At 61.2% G+C, this 15,314-nt stretch carries 20 protein-coding genes and 2 pseudogenes; 7 read left to right on the forward strand and 15 right to left on the reverse strand.

The genetic code is table 11. From position 1 onward, the window contains the following. Window positions 1-60: 60 nt before the first annotated feature. Window positions 61-261, reverse strand: coding sequence for a hypothetical protein (locus ACN0SW_RS09525; RefSeq protein WP_417727690.1), 201 nt, complete (start codon window positions 259-261; stop codon window positions 61-63). A 170-nt stretch (window positions 262-431) separates the two neighbouring features. Between ACN0SW_RS09525 and ACN0SW_RS09530 the strand changes: the two genes are divergently transcribed. Together ACN0SW_RS09530 and ACN0SW_RS09535 are read left to right on the forward strand one after the other, a co-directional pair. Beyond that, window positions 432-518 (forward strand): hypothetical protein, encoded by an 87-nt coding sequence (locus tag ACN0SW_RS09530; protein WP_417727865.1) that lies wholly within the window; start codon window positions 432-434, stop codon window positions 516-518. Window positions 519-685: 167 nt separating this feature from the next. Next, entirely contained in the window at window positions 686-2,323 is a 1,638-nt protein-coding gene (locus tag ACN0SW_RS09535) for a hypothetical protein (RefSeq protein WP_417727691.1), read from the forward strand. 111 nt (window positions 2,324-2,434) lie between these two features. Here ACN0SW_RS09535 and ACN0SW_RS09540 read toward each other — a convergent pair. From ACN0SW_RS09540 to ACN0SW_RS09555, 4 genes and pseudogenes are all read right to left on the reverse strand, one after another. After that, a pseudogene (locus tag ACN0SW_RS09540) lies at window positions 2,435-2,620 on the reverse strand (FAD-dependent oxidoreductase); the annotation flags it as partial. Between the two features lie 9 nt (window positions 2,621-2,629). Then, window positions 2,630-2,773 (reverse strand): annotated as a pseudogene (locus tag ACN0SW_RS09545) (3-isopropylmalate dehydrogenase); the annotation flags it as partial. Window positions 2,774-2,783: 10 nt separating this feature from the next. Beyond that, the gene (locus ACN0SW_RS09550) at window positions 2,784-3,413 is read right to left on the reverse strand and encodes a TetR/AcrR family transcriptional regulator (protein WP_417727692.1); all 630 of its coding nucleotides are present in this window, start codon (window positions 3,411-3,413) and stop codon (window positions 2,784-2,786) included. After that, the gene (locus tag ACN0SW_RS09555; protein WP_417727693.1) at window positions 3,410-3,817 is read right to left on the reverse strand and encodes a hypothetical protein; all 408 of its coding nucleotides are present in this window, start codon (window positions 3,815-3,817) and stop codon (window positions 3,410-3,412) included. Before ACN0SW_RS09555 ends, ACN0SW_RS09550 begins: the two co-directional genes overlap by 4 nt. A 149-nt stretch (window positions 3,818-3,966) precedes the next feature. On the opposite strand from ACN0SW_RS09555, the gene ACN0SW_RS09560 reads away from it, so the two are divergent. Then, complete coding sequence (locus tag ACN0SW_RS09560; protein WP_417727694.1) at window positions 3,967-4,293, forward strand: hypothetical protein; 327 nt, start codon at window positions 3,967-3,969, stop codon at window positions 4,291-4,293. Between the two features lie 42 nt (window positions 4,294-4,335). Here ACN0SW_RS09560 and ACN0SW_RS09565 read toward each other — a convergent pair whose 3' ends face one another. Genes ACN0SW_RS09565 through ACN0SW_RS09575 form a run of 3 tightly spaced genes read right to left on the reverse strand, consistent with a single transcriptional unit; the run spans window position 4,336 to window position 9,373 of the window. Continuing rightward, entirely contained in the window at window positions 4,336-7,458 is a 3,123-nt protein-coding gene (locus ACN0SW_RS09565) for an efflux RND transporter permease subunit (protein WP_417727695.1), read from the reverse strand. After that, window positions 7,455-8,759 carry an efflux RND transporter periplasmic adaptor subunit gene (locus ACN0SW_RS09570; RefSeq protein WP_417727696.1) on the reverse strand — a complete coding sequence of 435 codons (1,305 nt, stop codon included), beginning with the start codon at window positions 8,757-8,759 and terminating at the stop codon, window positions 7,455-7,457. The genes ACN0SW_RS09565 and ACN0SW_RS09570 overlap by 4 nt, the downstream gene beginning before the upstream one ends. Beyond that, window positions 8,756-9,373, reverse strand: a complete 618-nt coding sequence (locus ACN0SW_RS09575) for a TetR/AcrR family transcriptional regulator (protein ID WP_417727697.1) — start codon at window positions 9,371-9,373, stop codon at window positions 8,756-8,758. Before ACN0SW_RS09575 ends, ACN0SW_RS09570 begins: the two co-directional genes overlap by 4 nt. Window positions 9,374-9,547: 174 nt before the next feature. Between ACN0SW_RS09575 and ACN0SW_RS09580 the strand changes: the two genes are divergently transcribed. From ACN0SW_RS09580 to ACN0SW_RS09590, 3 genes are read left to right on the forward strand one after another with little or no spacing between them, the layout of a single operon-like run. After that, a complete protein-coding gene (locus tag ACN0SW_RS09580) occupies window positions 9,548-10,189 on the forward strand; it encodes a MarR family winged helix-turn-helix transcriptional regulator (RefSeq protein ID WP_417727698.1) in 642 nt (213 codons plus the stop codon). A 59-nt stretch (window positions 10,190-10,248) separates the two neighbouring features. Beyond that, entirely contained in the window at window positions 10,249-10,386 is a 138-nt protein-coding gene (locus ACN0SW_RS09585) for a hypothetical protein (RefSeq protein WP_417727699.1), read from the forward strand. A 52-nt stretch (window positions 10,387-10,438) separates the two neighbouring features. Beyond that, window positions 10,439-10,903, forward strand: a complete 465-nt coding sequence (locus tag ACN0SW_RS09590) for a TlpA disulfide reductase family protein (protein WP_417727700.1) — start codon at window positions 10,439-10,441, stop codon at window positions 10,901-10,903. A gap of 6 nt (window positions 10,904-10,909) precedes the next feature. Here the strand turns inward: ACN0SW_RS09590 and ACN0SW_RS09595 are convergent, their stop codons facing one another. The 7 genes from ACN0SW_RS09595 to ACN0SW_RS09625 form a co-directional block, all read right to left on the reverse strand. Continuing rightward, window positions 10,910-11,443, reverse strand: a complete 534-nt coding sequence (locus ACN0SW_RS09595; protein ID WP_417727701.1) for an NnrS family protein — start codon at window positions 11,441-11,443, stop codon at window positions 10,910-10,912. Between the two features lie 99 nt (window positions 11,444-11,542). Next, window positions 11,543-12,028 carry a 5-formyltetrahydrofolate cyclo-ligase gene (locus tag ACN0SW_RS09600; protein WP_417727702.1) on the reverse strand — a complete coding sequence of 162 codons (486 nt, stop codon included), beginning with the start codon at window positions 12,026-12,028 and terminating at the stop codon, window positions 11,543-11,545. Window positions 12,029-12,104: 76 nt separating this feature from the next. Next, window positions 12,105-13,118, reverse strand: a complete 1,014-nt coding sequence (locus ACN0SW_RS09605; RefSeq protein ID WP_417727703.1) for an NAD(P)H-dependent flavin oxidoreductase — start codon at window positions 13,116-13,118, stop codon at window positions 12,105-12,107. Further along, entirely contained in the window at window positions 13,115-13,522 is a 408-nt protein-coding gene (locus ACN0SW_RS09610) for a DUF488 domain-containing protein (RefSeq protein WP_417727704.1), read from the reverse strand. Before ACN0SW_RS09610 ends, ACN0SW_RS09605 begins: the two co-directional genes overlap by 4 nt. Continuing rightward, window positions 13,522-13,866: a carboxymuconolactone decarboxylase family protein gene (locus ACN0SW_RS09615; protein WP_417727705.1), complete on the reverse strand. Its 345-nt coding sequence runs from the start codon at window positions 13,864-13,866 to the stop codon at window positions 13,522-13,524. Before ACN0SW_RS09615 ends, ACN0SW_RS09610 begins: the two co-directional genes overlap by 1 nt. Next, window positions 13,859-14,344, reverse strand: a complete 486-nt coding sequence (locus tag ACN0SW_RS09620) for a hemerythrin domain-containing protein (RefSeq protein ID WP_417727706.1) — start codon at window positions 14,342-14,344, stop codon at window positions 13,859-13,861. The genes ACN0SW_RS09615 and ACN0SW_RS09620 overlap by 8 nt, the downstream gene beginning before the upstream one ends. A gap of 15 nt (window positions 14,345-14,359) precedes the next feature. Next, complete coding sequence (locus tag ACN0SW_RS09625) at window positions 14,360-14,803, reverse strand: group III truncated hemoglobin (protein ID WP_417727707.1); 444 nt, start codon at window positions 14,801-14,803, stop codon at window positions 14,360-14,362. 86 nt (window positions 14,804-14,889) lie between these two features. Here ACN0SW_RS09625 and ACN0SW_RS09630 point away from each other — a divergent pair, with 86 nt between their 5' ends. Beyond that, window positions 14,890-15,306: an RrF2 family transcriptional regulator gene (locus ACN0SW_RS09630; protein WP_417727708.1), complete on the forward strand. Its 417-nt coding sequence runs from the start codon at window positions 14,890-14,892 to the stop codon at window positions 15,304-15,306. Window positions 15,307-15,314: the final 8 nt, after the last annotated feature.

A 15,314-nucleotide genomic window follows, 5' to 3' on the forward strand; every position in this document is an offset into this window, starting at 1 on the left:
CTGGCTTTGTCTGGTCAGATCCAACTCATGGACGGCAAATTCGTAATTAGCAGGTCGCATTCACGCTCGGTTCAGAACAGTACTGGTTCGGTCAAGGTCAAGGCACCCTCTCGCAACCAGTTTAATTTGCATGAGGTCGTCCGGCGAAAGCCCGGCGGCCTTTTTGCTTGTCTGGCAGAGGCTTAGGATGCCAGCGAGATCGCCTTCGATGCCCATCACGAAGCCGCTGTCTTCGTCGGCATTGGGATGCAGCACGACCATGGCTGCGTTCCGCACACATGCCGCAGAGACGCATGCACCGAAACAGCCGAGCCCACGCGTGGAACCGAAGCAGGCCATGCTGATCGCGCTGCTGCAGCGGCCGGAGGGGACCTGGGTGGAGGCGACCATAGCAGCGGCTGGCTGGGCAGGTTCACACCGCGAGGGGCGCGATGTCGGGCGCGCCTCAAAAGAAGCTGGGGCTTGTCGTGACCGCTGCGCAGAAAGATGAGCGGGGACGGGTGTATCGAGTCGGATAGCTTGTCCAGGATTGGTCGGAGGATCGTTTCGAGCTCTGAGTCGCCGGATTGTCAGGGTCTTCGACCAGACGTTTCGCCTCTGAATCAAGGCATGTGATGTCTCTCAGAGTGAACGCCATTGTTTGACGCTTTGTGCTATGCTCCCCACATCAACAAGGAGCATTACAATGTCGGATTATTTTGATCTGGGCCGTTATAGTCGCCCCGCAAGTGATGTGCATGTTGCACAAATCTGGTTTGACCGCGGTCTCGTCTGGCTGTTCGCTTACAATCATGAAGAGGCTATTTCGTGTTTCGAAAAGGCGTTGGCCTCCGATCCGGCCTGCGCCCTGGCCCATTGGGGGATCGCCTATGCTCTTGGCCCGAATTACAACAAGCCATGGGAGTTCTTCACGCCGGAGGAAAAGGCGCCGGCTCTGGAGCGCGCGCACAGATCTCTGGAGATGGGCCTTGCGATCAGAACGACCAAACCGGTGGAACGTGCGCTTCTCGATGCGCTTGCCTCGCGCTATCCGACCGACCCGGACATCGAGGATTATCAGCCCTTCAATGATGGCTTTTCTGCCGCGATGAAGCCGGTCTACGAGGCCAACACGCATGATTTGGACATCGCCTTTGTCTATGCCGAGGCCTTGATGAACCGAACCCCGTGGCAGCTCTGGGATGTGCGCAGAGGTGTGCCAAATCCCGACGCCTCGACGCCCGAGGCGATGGCGGTGCTCGAGCGCGCCTTCGATCAGGACCCTGCCGCCTGGGATCATCCGGGCCTGCTGCACATGTATATCCACCTGATGGAAATGTCGCCGTATCCCGAACGTGCCTTGCGACACGGTGATCGGCTCAAGGATCTGGTGCCCGATGCGGGGCATCTGGTGCATATGGCGACCCATATCGACGTGCTGTGTGGCGACTACCAGAACGTTCTCTCTCGCAACCTTGAGGCCGCCGTGGTCGACGACAGGTTCAAGGCCTATGCCGGAGCGGTCAATTTCTATGCACTTTACCGGATCCACAACCTGCACTTTGCCTTCTATGGCGCGATGTTCCTCGGCCAGAAGGCCGCAGCCGTTGATGCTGTGACCCGTCTGCGCGCCGAGGTTCCGGACGAGGTTGTCCGGTCCTATCCCGACATCTTCGAGACTTTTGTGGCCGCGGCCCCGCATGTCTATATCCGTTTCGGTATGTGGTCGGAGATCCTCAGACTCGAGCAGCCCAAGGACACGGAACTGTATGTGACCACAAATGCGCTGATCTATTATGCCAAGGCTGTGGCGCTCGCAAATCTTGGACGGCACGAAGAGGCCAGGGCCGAGATGGAGAACTTCACCGCGGCATATGCAGCGGTGCCAAGCAGTCGCATGCTGTTTAATAACAAGGCCCGTGACGTTCTGGCCGTCGCCGAAGAGATGATGAAGGGTGAGATCTCGTTCAAGGCGGGGCGACATGACGAGGGCCTGGACCATCTTCGCAGGGCCGTCGAGCTGGACGACGCTCTGGAATATGAAGAACCCTGGTCGTGGCCGCAGCCAACCCGCCACGCCTTGGGCGCGCTGCTGATGGAGGCAGGCGCGTATCACGAGGCCGAGGCCGTCTATCGCGCTGATCTGGGCCTTGATGGCAAACTGCCGCGTCCAAGCCAGCATCCCCGCAATGTCTGGGCGCTGCACGGGTTGCACGAATGCCTGACACGGCGCGGCGAAGAGGTGGAGGTGCCGCATGTGAAGCTCTTGCTGGATCAGGCCGTTTCGCGGGCCGATATTCCGATCCGTGCCAGTTGCCTGTGCCGCGCCGCCGCAGCGGCCTGACAGGATGTGTCATTCTGCGCGGAAATTCGTCGCGGAGCAGAAAGAGGTGGTTCCGGAAATCTGACCAGCCGGGATAGGTGGATTGTCCGTGCAACAGCGGCATGATGCTGCGAGCAGTGCTTCACGAACCAAGCGTATCTGGACGTATTCCAAATACCGTAGCCCACCATGGAAAAGCTTGGTCGATGCCGAGGAGGTGGCTGAGGCAAAATCATTCATCGCGGCAAAACAGACAGAATGGCCACGGCCTGCCGCATCCCGCGCAATGCCGCAACCATAGCCGCCGGGAAAAACCACGAGTGCCTATGCCTGCATCAGGAAATGCAATTTGCGTATGGCGAAGTAGTGAAAGCGGAATGCGAGATCCGGCGTGATGAGTGGGTTTGGTTTCGGTTCGCTCGGCAAGGTGACATTCAAACCGGCCGAGCGCGCTCCAACATCGAAGGCCCCAGATGCCATGTCACCCCTGCTCCTGTGCATGACGCGCCTTAGAAATGCCGCGCAAATAAATAGCAAAAACACGTGGCGCATCGGTACGCATTTTACCCATGTCGCCGGCGATCAGGGATTGCATCACGAGGCCTTGAATCGTGCCGATGAACAACGTAGCTGCCGCCCCGACTTCGAGGTCCTCGCGCAATTCGCCGCATTCTTTGCCACTCACAATCATGTCGCGCAGGCGTGCCGCGTATAGTTTCATCATGGTCTGCGCGAGGCGCTTGGCCGGCGTCTGTCGAGCGCCCTGAAGCTCTCCGAACAGCATACGTGGTGCGCCCGGGTGATCGGCGACAAATGCGATGTGAGCGAGAAACGTCGCCTCCATCTTTTCTGTAGGCGATGTTATGTCTTTGGTCGCGCGATCGATCCGGGCCATCAGGTTCCTGGCCACCCAGTTCATGACTGCTTTCCAGATCGCGTCCTTGTTCGGAAAGTGACGAAAGATCGCGCCCTGTGTCAGCTTCATATGCTTGGCAATGGCCGCAGTCGTGATGCTGTCCGGGTTGGAAGAGCTGGCCAGGTCGATGACCGCTTCGACGGTGATGTTGCGGCGCTCTTCCGCCGGGATCTTCTTTGGTCTCGTCTTGGTCAATGAAACGTCTCCGTTTGCCATACATGTGCGGTCGTCCATATCATCGCTGCGACCATCGAAATGCCGCCGGCCATGACGAAGATCGGCGGTGCACCAAAGAGCGCCTCGGCCAGAATGCCCAATGGCATCAGCAGCCCCAGCAGTGTTAAACCGGATATCCGGCGCCCAGTTGGCGTGTTTGGCGCGCGCAACAGGGCGAGCCCAACCACGATATTGAGGAGTGCGAACTGGTTGCCGTGAATATGCGCAAGCCGCGATTCGAGATGCATACCCACCGAATAGTCGGCGATCCATCGCTCGTTCCCCGGCGCGAAATCGCGCAAGAAGATCAGCGCGAACCCATACAGCATGAAGAGCGTCAGGAATGCGAAGACTGTCACGACATTCGTTTTGCCCGTCAGCATGAATTTCCTTCTCGGTCTCTTGCGGCCCTTACCTTCCTTGCCGTGCATCATGGTTTGAGTAAATATAGTAATCAATTGCTATCTTTATTCGAGGTTGTCCAGCGGTGCCGTAAACCATCATCTCGATGTCGCCGACCGGACATCAAGGAATGTTGATGGAGCCGCAAGCGTCGGACCAGATGGTGGAACTGCGTGATGTGCAAGGAAAGGAAGGGGACGAGCAAGCCGCGTCTGACTGCGCCGCACACGACATCTCAGAAGCAGAGACCAAGACGAAGCAGAGTGCATTGATGCAGGCTGGTTCGGTGACAAATGCCAGGCATTCACCCGCTTTCTTCGGTCCGGTCTCCTGTTCAGGGGTTTTTCTTGAAAAAGTTCGATCTGCAAAACCTCCGCGCATTTTGCAGTTCACTTCAGTCGACATCATGTTCTCCTTCTTGCATGGATTCGATCCCGGTCCACAGATAGGTGAATAGAAAGTTTCCAATCGGCTCGTTTCCATACCTCGCACGGCGGACTCATTCGTTCGCGCCCAAAGTGTCAAAATCCTCGCCCGCCTTGACCCGAGCCAACCTAAGATCGCCGAGAATAGCGTAGAAAGCGGGCAAGACGATCAGGACAAGGACGGTGGCGGAGAGCAGGCCAAAGACGACCGAGATCACCAGTGGTTTCAACGTCTGGGCCTGAGTGCTGGTCTCAAGCAGTAACGGCACAAGCCCCATCATCGTGGTCGAGACCGACATCAGGATCGGGCGGAACCGAGCGCGGCTGGCCTGACCTGCGGCGCGGGCCAGATCCATGCCCTCGGCGGTGCGCGTCTTGATGACCTGCACCAGCAGGATGGCGTTGTTGACCACGATGCCAGCCAGCGACGCGGCGCCGATCAACGATGGCATCGAGATGTTGTAGCCCATGATCAGGTGCCCCAGCACCACGCCGATGAAGGCCAGAGGAATCGACAGCATTACGATCAGGGGTTCCACATAGCTGCGGAACTGGAAGGATAGCACCACGTAGATACCGATCAGTCCTAAGAGGAAACCACGCAGGATCGAGGCGACTGTTTCCGCTGAATTGGCGCTCTGCCCGGCGACCTCGAAATCCAGTCCGGCGAAGTCAGCCGCAAGCTGCGGCAGAAAGCTGTTCGATAATTCGGATACAATCGCGTCGGCATTGCCGATTCTCGTATCGACATCGGCCTGCACAGCCACGGTGCGCTGCCCATTGACATGGGTGATGGAAGACCAGCCCCGCGCCTCGTCAACCAGCGCAACGGTCGAGAGTGGTACTGTGTGGCCATCCGGCAGGGCGATGGTAAAGTCGCGCAGATCATCGTAGGAGTCCCGGTCTTCCGCAGCCTGCTCAAGCTCGATCTCGTGGGCGATGTCGCCTTGCTGGACGGTCGTGATTGCGCGGCCCAGATAGGCGGCGCCGATCTGATCGGCCACATCGCGGGCGGTCAGTCCCAGCCCGGTTGCGCCCTCGGCGAGGCGCAGCCGAAGTTCTGGCTTGCCGGGGTGCAGGTCATGGGTGGCGTTGAACACCCCGGCATAGGTCTCGACCTCGGCCAAGAGGCGATCAGAGGCCTTTGTCAATTTCTCCAGATCCGATGCCGACAACCGGATCTCAATGGCAATCCCTTGTGGTCCGATGCTCGGTTCCATTAGCAGGATCGCTAGGGCACCGGGCACATCTCCGATTTCCTCGCGCCAAAGTGCCACGATTTCATCCAGCGTCACGGTGCGTGTCTCGGTGCCCAGTAAATCGGCGCTGATCGTGGCGACATGCGGGCCGGCTTCGCCAGCGGTGGCATTGACGTTGAAGCGCGTCTGGACGGACTTCACCAGCGCTGCGCCGTCCGGCTGATCGGGCGCGAAGGCCGTATCCACCCGGCCCAATGCGGCGCTCACACGGTCGGCCACCTGTGCGGTGCGGGCGAATGGCGTCCCCTGAGGCATGAGTATGCGTGCCTCCAGCACGTCGCCATCGATCGCTGGAATTGCCTCACGCTTGAGATACCCGCCAGCCAAAAGCCCCACGGTCACGATCAGCGCCGCGATTGTCGCGCCCGTTACAAGATATCTCCGGCGGATCGCCATGTCGGCCAGTCCGCCGATGCGCCGCTCGCGGAATCGATCGAAACGTGTATCAAATCCCGCGCGGAACCGTGACGGCGGCTTTTCCGCCCCTTTCAATCCGTAGCTGAGGTGATGCGGCAGCACCCAGAACGCCTCGGCGAGACTCGCCGCCAATGCCGCGATCAGCACCATGGGGATCACCTCGAGGATGGTGCCCAGTTCGCCGACCAGGAAGGCCAGCGGACCGAAGACCGCGATGGTGGTGGCGAAAGACGACAGCACTCCCGGCATCACCGCCATTGTGCCTTTCACGGCTGCTTCAGTGCGCGACGCGCCGTCCGCCGCAGCTTCGGCGATGGCGTCAGAAATGACGATCGAATCGTCCATCACGATCCCGATGGCCATCAACAACGCAACCAGCGTCATCATGTTCAGCGACAGGCCCTGCAGTGCCATCGCGGCGAACGCGCCCATGAAGGCCACAGGCAGGCCCATCGCCGCCCAGATCGCGAAGCCGGGCCGGAAGAAGAGGCTCATTACCGCGACGACCAGGATAAGTCCCAGAATACCGTTTTCCACCAGCATCGTCAGCCGGTCGCGCACGATGCTGGTCATGTCCTTGACGATTTCCAACCGCAGCGTGTCGGGCAGGGCGTGACGCTCGGATGCTACCAGCTTCTCGACGCTGTCGAAGACATCGAGCGCGTCGGCTCCAAGCGCCTTGTTCACTTGCAGATAGACCGCACGTTGTCCGTCGAGATACGCGCGTTCCTCCTCCGGCGAGTAGTGCTCGGAAATCGACGCGATCTGTCCGAGGGTGAGTTCGGCGCCGTTCGGCCGGGACAGGACGACAAGGCCGGCGAGGCCGGCTGCACTGCGCCGCTCATCGGTGAAACGCAGGCTGATCTCTCGGTCGACGGTCTCAAGCGTACCAAGGGGGCGGTCCAGGCTTTGTGCGCCGATAGTGCTGGCAAGTTGCGTGACGGTGAGGCCGTGTTGTTCCAGCAGCGCTCGAGGCACTGTTATCCGAAACTGGCGCGTTCCGAAGCCGGACATCGTGACCTTTGCCACCCCGGGGAGGGTCGACAATTTGTCCTGAAGATCCGCAGCGTAGCGTTCCAGGTGCGCGGGCGTTAGATCACCCGCCACGGCGACCGAGGTGACGTTGTCGGTGCGGTGAAGCTCGCGCACGATCGCCGGGTCAGCCTGATCGGGAAAATCGTCGATCGCCGTCACCTCGGTGCGCAGATCATTCACGAATCTGGCGCTGTCGCCTGACGGGGCCATTGTGGCGATGGCCCGCGCGATGCCATCCTGCGCGGTGCAGGTCAGTTCTTCCAGATTCTCGACACTTTCGACCGCATCCCAGATCCGTCGGCAGATGGCGTCCTCGACCTCTTCGGCTGTGGCGCCGCGATAGACCACGCTGATTTCCGCCTCGGCAGGCCGGAAATCGGGAAAAGTCTCACGCTTCAGCGTCGGCGCAGCCATGAGACCGACCGCGAAGATAAGCACGAGCAGAAGGTTGGCGGCCGTGGGGTGCCCGGCGAACCAGCGGATCATTCCAACACCTCCGCCGGTTCGACGATCATGCCCGGGATCGCTGGCATCAGATCGTCGATGACGACCTCTTCGCCTGCCGCGATGCCACCATCCAGCACCGCCATGCCTGACTGCCGCCAGTCGACCGACACCGTGCGCAGCTCTAGGCGGCCTTCTTTGTTTCGAAGATAAACGATATTGCCCTCATGGATTGCGCCATCGGGCAGAGTGATGCGCGCAGGTTCTTCGGGCCCGGTGAGGATGACTTCGACATACATGTTCGGCACCAGTGGCAGGCGCAGCGGCGGGTTCGTTCCGGCATAAGGATCATCGACAGCGATGACAGCGGGAACCGACCGGGCCTGCGGATCGAGTGCGCTCTCCACCCGCACCAGCCGGCCTGTCCATGTCTGGGATGGATCGGGTACAAGACGTACCTCTGCAGCAATGTCTGCGAACCGTTCGGAGAGATCCGAAATCGTCATTGGGCGGTTTCCGGTCGTGCCACTCAGCAGACGGCGGAACGAGTTCATCGGAATCTGTGCCGTGATCTCGGCCTGGTCGATGTCGTCGGCCGCGACCAGAGACTGACCGGCGCTCACAAACTGGTGGTGCTCGACATGCACCTCACTGACCCGGAGATCGAATGGTGCCGAGATATCGGTCTTGTCTAGGTCACGAGTTGCGCGGGCCAGAATGGTTCTTGTTCGCGCCATCTGGGCCTCAAGTCGTGCGCGGCGCGAGGGAACAAGAGCGTTGGCATTGCGCAGCTCCGCCACGCTCCGACGCACCTGCAAGGTGGTGCGTTCCTGAGCGTCGAGCGCAGACTGGGCTGCGACTCCACGCTCGGCCAGGTCGCGGACCCGCGCCAGTTCAGCCTCGGTCAGCATCAGCCGGTCTTCTTCCAGGGCCAGAAGACGGCTGGTGTTTGCCTCGTCAACGGCCAGCTGCGCGGCGTCCGCTTCCAATGCGGTCAGATCGGCCTCGGCCTGAGCAATGGCCAGTTCGTAACCCGTTGGGTCGATCCGGAGAACTTTTGTGCCTTCGGTGATAACATTGCCGGCCTCCAGATCGGGATGACGCCAGACGACCGTTCCGGCCACCTCGGCCACAGCTTCCCAGTTTCGTGCCGCCTGTACATTGCCATAGCCCCGCACGGTGGACCGCACACGCGTCATCTCTGTTATCACAATGCGCGCGACGACGCTGCGCTCGGATTGTTCTTTCCGCGCCGGCGGCTCCGCCGTTGAGATAAGCCATGCAGCGGCGCCGATGCCGAGGGCGATCGGTGGTGCGAGTTTCAATAGACGTGGAATTTTCACGATTTGTCTCCTCTGGCTTTCAGTCCGGACAGGCGAATCTGCAGCCCGATCAGCCGAACACCCTCTGCCACCAAATCGAATCCACGTCCGGTCAGTGACCAGCGCAATACGCAATCCTGAACCCCTTCGAGCAGCAAGGATTCCATTTCGCGTGTCTTGATCTGAAAGTCCTGGCCGCATTCCTGCACCGCCGTGTAGCGTTCTTCCGTGATGCGCAATCGGAGCGCCGTCATGATACGAACATGTATCGGATGGACGACTTCTTCGGCGACCATGCGCCCGGGTGAGAACAGCAGTGACGGGACCGCCGGACAGTTTTCGATCAGCTTGATCTGTGCCAGCAGAGTCTTGCGACGTCGGACAACTGTAGGGTCGCCTTCCCGGCTCGCACGTTCCCAAGAATGGTGGGCAAGTCGCTCGATTTCCGACAAAGCTGCAATCCAGAGGCCATTCTTGGTGGGGATGTGCTGGAAGAGGCCGACTCGGGTGATGCCGATATGATCGGCAATCGTCTGAGCGGACACACCACCCTCACCCAGTTCGGACAGCAAACGAAGGGCCATTTCCACGATTTCCTGTTGACGCTCAACCGCTGGTTTCCTGACGGTGGTCATCTGATTGCCTTTAAAGGTAGTGAGTGATTACTATCTAAATGATCCTGATGCAATAGTGTTCAGGAACGACGATAACATCGGGTTCGAAACTGGCGAGCGGTAAGAGTGGGATGAATATGCAGTTGCACGATACATAGGACTCCTATTTAAGATATATGTGTGTGGGGGATGGAAATGGGTTCAGATTCGAAGCACATAATTACGGCATTGCAACGGCTCGCGATGTTCTGGCGCGCGAACCAGTGGCACGTAGCCAAGGAATTGGCCCTGAACCCGACCCAATGCGAAGTCCTGACGCGCGTGGCGGCGAAGTCCGAACGAGCGGTGGATCTGGCCGATGCGCTTGGGATCTCGCAGGCCAGTCTGAGCGACAGCGTCGCGGCGCTCGATCGCAAGGGGCTTGTACGGCGCCGACGCGATCCCGACGACGGACGCGCACGAATGATTGAGGCGACCCGGGCGGGCACATCCTTGACCGAGCGGATGCCGGAGGCCCCCGTGGCCATACAAGAGGCGATTGCCGGGCTTGCCGAGGATGATCGTGCGGGGCTGCTGCGCTGCCTGGCGCTGATCATCCGCTCGCTACAGGAGGCAGAGGCGATCCCGGTGCAGCAGATGTGTTTCACCTGCCGTCATTTCTGCCCGCATGTTCATGCTGACCCGGCGCGACCGCACCACTGCGTCTTCGTCGACGCCGCTTTCGGTGATGGTGGCCTGAGGCTCGACTGCCCGGATCACGAGACCGCCACGGAGGAGGAAGCCCACCTGCAACCGGGCGCACTGGGTTGCCGTGGGGGGAGTAGGGCACCCGGATAGCCGCTGCAACGACCCGGACGCCCCGAATGCAACCTCACTATCAAGAAAGGAAGCCTCCCATGTTGATACGAAACCGACCGCATTGCCATGCCGCTGCCGCCAGTATCGCGATTGTCCATGCGCCGCTGCTCTGCGTGACGGATGTGTTCGACGTGGCCTTGGGCGATCCGAGCCGGCCGGGTAAAGCCGGAGAATGACAGATTTGGGCGCGGGCCGATGCCCACGCCTCGCCAGCATAGGCAGCATCGCATGGACGACATCCCCTTCCACACCGCCCACTGGCTCAACACAGATCACCCGCTGACGCTTGCCGATTTTCGCGGCCGGGTGCTGGCCGTCGAAGTCTTTCAGATGCTCTGCCCCGGCTGCGTGCTGAACGGTCTGCCGCAGGCGCAGCGCCTCGCGCAGACTTTTCAGGAAAGGGATCTCGCTGTGATTGGACTGCACAGCGTCTTCGAACATCACGCGGGCAACAGCCGAGAGAGCCTCGCCGCCTTCCTGCATGAATGGCGTATCCGCTTCCCCGTCGCCATCGACATGCAGGGAGAGGGTCTATTACCCCAAACGATGGCGGCCTGGGGCTTGCAGGGCACGCCGAGCCTGGTGTTGATCGACCGCGTCGGCAGGATGCGGGCGCGCCATTTCGGGCAGGTGGCGGACATGGCGCTTGGCGCGCAGGTGATGGAATTGATCGGAGAGAGCTCCGCAGGATGAGCGCGTTCACGATTGACGAGGTTCGGATCGGCAATATCTGCCCGCTCGACCGGATGCGGATCCCTTGGGCATCGACCGGGCGCTTGTCGTCGCTCCGCTCATGGCGCGGCTTGCAACGCCGGACTGATCACCCTCCGTGCCCGCAGGATCGCCGGGCCCTAGACTAGGGCGAAGGCACCGTAGGCCACCATCCAGGCGAGGACTCCGTGCATGTGCAGAAGTGGCGCCTGATCGGGCCAAAGGCCGACGGCGATCCCCGCGAGGACTGCCGTCAGAAGTGTGAGATAGATCGCAAGCGTTCCCCTGTCCACCGCGCCCGCCGACCCAGAACGCGAAAAGTTCGCCGAGCGGCCAGCCGACGAACGGCAGCTGCCCGGTCCAGTTGGGAGCAACGGTCAGCAGGAAGCCGCTAATGACTGCCGATAGATAGCCGAACAGAAACTCATGCGCATGCCAGCTTACCGCGTCAAAGCGGGCAGGCCGTTCGAGGGCAGCGGTGAACGCCGGAACCCGAAGCTCAGAATTTCTGGACCGTGCCATGCCGCATCGGTTCCGCAGTGGTGTTCATGCCGCTCCCTGTGCGGTCTGCGTCCCGTTCTCGGTCAGGATGAGATTGAGAGGGATGTCGTGGGGTTGCGGTTAGATGATTGCAAGGTGCGCGGCTTTGATCCCGATGCCGGTGACAAACGGTTTCGGGCTTAGTGTCGCCAATGTCCGGTCGAAATAGCCCCCGCTATAGCCGAGGCGATATCTATCCGCCGTCCAGCCGAGGAGGGGGGCAAGCGCGATGTCGGGCGTGACGGGAATGTTCCAGTCGCCGCGCACCGCGCGGATTTCGGGTGTCCAGCGGCGGAAGGTGAGCGGAACTGCCCTTGTTTCGACCAGCGGGAGGGCGATGGTTACACCGGCCTTGTGAAGTTCGGCCATCAGCGGGCGCAGGTCGGGTTCGCCCTTGATCGGCGAGTAGGCGGAAAATGTCATGCCCCGCACCCCGCCGAAGCGGTCTTTCAACACCTGTCGCAGATGCACGGCCAGCGCCTCGTTGATCTCCTTACGCTCAGCAGCCGACAGCGCCAAACGTGCGTCGCGCAGGCGGGTGCGTTCCGCCTTGCGCCAGCGGGCCACGTCGCGTGCCTGTTCGGGATCGACTGCCAGCGGAAGCTTTCGAATTCATCGCTCATGATCTCGCCTTGAAGTCGTTTCAAACCGTGCCTTTCAAGATATTCCGGGCCTGCGCGACCATATCACCCAGACGTGCGGCGGCGGGCGGGACATCGTTTAGGGCACCCACACCCTGACCGGCATAGAGCGCCATCGCCTCGAGATCGCCGATTGTCGTCCGCAGGGGCGAATCTGTGCTGAAGCGCAGGCGCGGCTGATCGCCATCGCGGGCGATGGCCACGCGCGGCAGGTTGTCGGGATCGTGGCCCAGGTAATGCCCGTCCAGCCCGTCGGTTACACTGTTGGCGATCACCCGCACCGCTGCGCCCTTGGGCCAGTTCAGAACGAAGACATCGGTCAGCACCGTGTCGTCGCTTGTGGCCTCGATGATGCGGGACTTGTGATAGGGGTGGGCGAAGGATTCCTCCGTTGCCAGAAAGGCCGTTCCGCATTGCACGCCATCGGCGCCGATTGCCAGCGCGGCGGCAAGGCCCTCGCCCGTTGCGATCCCGCCCGAGACGACGACCGGCAGGTCGGTCCGCGCAAGGATCTGCTCGGCCAGCCCGAAGGCCGGGAGACGCCCGTGAACGTGACCGCCCGCCTCAACGCCCTGCGCGATGATCGCATCCGCCCCGGCCTCTTCGGCGATCCGCGCGGCTTCAACCGTACCGACCTGGTGCAGGACAAGGCAACCCGCGCGTTTCACCCGGGCCACCACGTCCGGCATCACGTCCCAGAAGAAGCTGAAGGCCGGCACGCCAAGATCAAGGCAGCAGGCGATCTGCGCATCGAGCAGTCCCGGCGCTGTTGCCGACGGGATCAAGTTGACGGCAAAGGGCCGGTCGGTCGCGCCCCGCAGCGCGGCAACCTCAGCGGCGATCAGGGTCGGGTCTTCGCGCACCATGCCCAGTATCCCGTAACCGCCTGCATTGGCCACGGCGGCGGCCAGCTCCCAACGGGAAACACCGCCCATCCCAGCCAGCAGCACGGGCTGGTCGCAACCCAGCAGGTCGCAAAGCGGTGTATGCAGCGGGTCCTTTCGCCGGTCCGTCATGTCAGCCCCTCCCGTTCCAGCCATCGGCGCAGGTAATCGCGCAACACGATGGCATTGTTATGGGCCTCGTTCTTCGAGGCATAAAGCAGTGTAACGACGCCCTCGCGCGCATATCCGGCTAGTTCGGAGACTAGATCGTCATGGGAGGCGAGTTCCACCTCATAGCGCGTGGTGAACGCCTGCCATTGATCGGTGTGGCCGTGGAACCAGTGCCGCAATTCATCGCTCGGTGCGATCTCCTTGCACCATTGAAACAGTCGGGCGCGGTCCTTCGCCACGCCGCGCGGCCATAGACGGTCGATCAGTATCCGCTTGCCGTCCGACACGCGTGGCGCGCGGTAGATCCGCTTGACGCGAATACGCTCGGCGAGAGCGTCCGGGACAGGTGGCCTTGCCGACGGCATCAGCTGTCCCGCTTTTTCGTGTCGCCGATCGTCTCCACCGCCTTCAGCGCATGGGCCCAGGCGGCGCCGGCGCGCATTTCTGCGGCGACCCAGATAGCCTCCATGACCTGTTCGTCCGAGGCACCCGCACGCAGAGCGGCCTTGACATGACCCTCGATGCACCACGGGCATTGCGTTACATGCGCGACTGCCACGGCGATAAGCTGCTTGCTGCGCGCATCCAGCGCCCCCTCGGCGAACACCGCTTTTGAAAAGGCGCGGAAGGCATCCTCGATTTCCGGTGCCAGGGCATGACGCTGCTCAACGAGGTCCTTGGTCGGCTTGGGAAGATGCAGGTCAGACATGGCCCGCGCCATGGGCTTCGAATTGCGGGAACAACACGTCGTTTTCCAGCCGGATATGGGCCGCGAGGTCGTCAAGAAATTCACCGACCTCAGCATAGAGCCGCGTCCAGCTTCGGCAGGCGCCGTCCGGCACTGTCAGGCCGTTCGTCAATTGCCGGACCTGTTCGACTTCCGCCTCGTGGCCGTCGTGATCCGCACGCATTGCCGCGATCGGCGCGTCCAGCCCCGGTGCCGCGTTGCGAATGGCAGGAAACAGAATCAGTTCCTCCTTCTTCATGTGCACCTCGAGCTCGCCAATCATCCGGTGCAGCAATTCGGCCAGTCCAGCAGGGACATCCGCCTGTCCGGCATGGACGGTTTCCACCTTTTCCGACAGTGCCGCCAGTTCGGGAAGCTGGGTGCGGTGTTTCGCATGATACTCCGCCTCAATGTAGCGGGTGAGGCCAGCGGGATCTTGTGGGGGTATCGGTTTCGTCATGTCGGTATCCTTTGGTCAGACAAGAGACGGGACAGTTCGAGGCTTGGCGTCCTCGACCGCCATATAGAGCGAGCGTGCTATCCGCTCGGCACGTTCGATAACGTGCGCGGCACCCTCGGGCGGGCAGGTCTCGGCTGCGGATTCGCGAAACAGCACCAGCCAGCGTTTGAAATGATCCCATTCCACTGGCAGGGTCACATGGGCCGGCATCGGGGCGCCGTGATAGCGGCCGGTCATCAGCGCGACCGAAGACCAGAAATCCACCATGCGTTCCAGGTGTGGGCCCCAGTCGGAAATCCGGGTGGCGAAGATCGGGCCGAGAACGGCGTCGGCGCGCACCTTGTCATAGAAGCGATGCACCAGTTCGGTCAGCTTGCCCTCGTCCAGCCCGGTCCGCGTCATGATCTCGGCGGTCATTCGCGGGCGGGCGGAGATGATCTGTGGATCGGCGGACGACATGGGATCCTCAAGAATTTGAACTTGAGTCTCATGCTATCTCTGTTAAATAGGTATTGTAAATACCAATTTTAAAAATGCGAGACGACATGAACCTCACCTCCTTTACCGATTATGGGCTTCGAATGTTGATGCGGATGGCGAGTGCCCCCGATCAGGCTTTCTCGACGGCCGATCTCGCCGAGGAATTCAAACTGTCCCGCAACCATTTGACAAAGATCATGCAGCGACTCGCACAAGGCGGCATCGTCGAGACCCGACGCGGGGTGAATGGGGGCGCTGTCTTGCGACGTCGTCCTGGCGAAGTCCGGATCGGTGATGTCGTGCGACTGCTCGAACAGGGGCAGTCCCTCGTCGAGTGTTTCGGTCCGGATGGGGGAGACTGCTCGATTGACGGGTGTTGCCGCCTGAAATCACGGCTTCGGCAGGCTGAAAGCCAGTTCATCGCCGATCTGAACAGATCGACCCTTGCCGATATCGCCCTTCCCGAACGGGCGGCAGCATGACGAAGAAA

Source organism: Roseovarius sp., assembly GCF_048262375.1.
In the GTDB taxonomy this organism is placed as follows: domain Bacteria; phylum Pseudomonadota; class Alphaproteobacteria; order Rhodobacterales; family Rhodobacteraceae; genus Roseovarius.

What these genes read in the sequence shown, in the direction of transcription:
- ACN0SW_RS09525 (WP_417727690.1), bottom strand. Translation starts at nt 261, where the DNA reads ATGGTCGTGCTGCATCCCAATGCCGACGAAGACAGCGGCTTCGTGATG.
- ACN0SW_RS09530 (WP_417727865.1), top strand. Translation starts at nt 432, where the DNA reads ATGTCGGGCGCGCCTCAAAAGAAGCTGGGGCTTGTCGTGACCGCTGCG.
- ACN0SW_RS09535 (WP_417727691.1), top strand. Translation starts at nt 686, where the DNA reads ATGTCGGATTATTTTGATCTGGGCCGTTATAGTCGCCCCGCAAGTGAT.
- ACN0SW_RS09555 (WP_417727693.1), bottom strand. Translation starts at nt 3,817, where the DNA reads ATGCTGACGGGCAAAACGAATGTCGTGACAGTCTTCGCATTCCTGACG.
- ACN0SW_RS09560 (WP_417727694.1), top strand. Translation starts at nt 3,967, where the DNA reads ATGTTGATGGAGCCGCAAGCGTCGGACCAGATGGTGGAACTGCGTGAT.
- ACN0SW_RS09565 (WP_417727695.1), bottom strand. Translation starts at nt 7,458, where the DNA reads ATGATCCGCTGGTTCGCCGGGCACCCCACGGCCGCCAACCTTCTGCTC.
- ACN0SW_RS09575 (WP_417727697.1), bottom strand. Translation starts at nt 9,373, where the DNA reads ATGACCACCGTCAGGAAACCAGCGGTTGAGCGTCAACAGGAAATCGTG.
- ACN0SW_RS09580 (WP_417727698.1), top strand. Translation starts at nt 9,548, where the DNA reads ATGGGTTCAGATTCGAAGCACATAATTACGGCATTGCAACGGCTCGCG.
- ACN0SW_RS09585 (WP_417727699.1), top strand. Translation starts at nt 10,249, where the DNA reads ATGTTGATACGAAACCGACCGCATTGCCATGCCGCTGCCGCCAGTATC.
- ACN0SW_RS09590 (WP_417727700.1), top strand. Translation starts at nt 10,439, where the DNA reads ATGGACGACATCCCCTTCCACACCGCCCACTGGCTCAACACAGATCAC.
- ACN0SW_RS09595 (WP_417727701.1), bottom strand. Translation starts at nt 11,443, where the DNA reads ATGGCACGGTCCAGAAATTCTGAGCTTCGGGTTCCGGCGTTCACCGCT.
- ACN0SW_RS09605 (WP_417727703.1), bottom strand. Translation starts at nt 13,118, where the DNA reads ATGACGGACCGGCGAAAGGACCCGCTGCATACACCGCTTTGCGACCTG.
- ACN0SW_RS09610 (WP_417727704.1), bottom strand. Translation starts at nt 13,522, where the DNA reads ATGCCGTCGGCAAGGCCACCTGTCCCGGACGCTCTCGCCGAGCGTATT.
- ACN0SW_RS09615 (WP_417727705.1), bottom strand. Translation starts at nt 13,866, where the DNA reads ATGTCTGACCTGCATCTTCCCAAGCCGACCAAGGACCTCGTTGAGCAG.
- ACN0SW_RS09620 (WP_417727706.1), bottom strand. Translation starts at nt 14,344, where the DNA reads ATGACGAAACCGATACCCCCACAAGATCCCGCTGGCCTCACCCGCTAC.
- ACN0SW_RS09625 (WP_417727707.1), bottom strand. Translation starts at nt 14,803, where the DNA reads ATGTCGTCCGCCGATCCACAGATCATCTCCGCCCGCCCGCGAATGACC.
- ACN0SW_RS09630 (WP_417727708.1), top strand. Translation starts at nt 14,890, where the DNA reads ATGAACCTCACCTCCTTTACCGATTATGGGCTTCGAATGTTGATGCGG.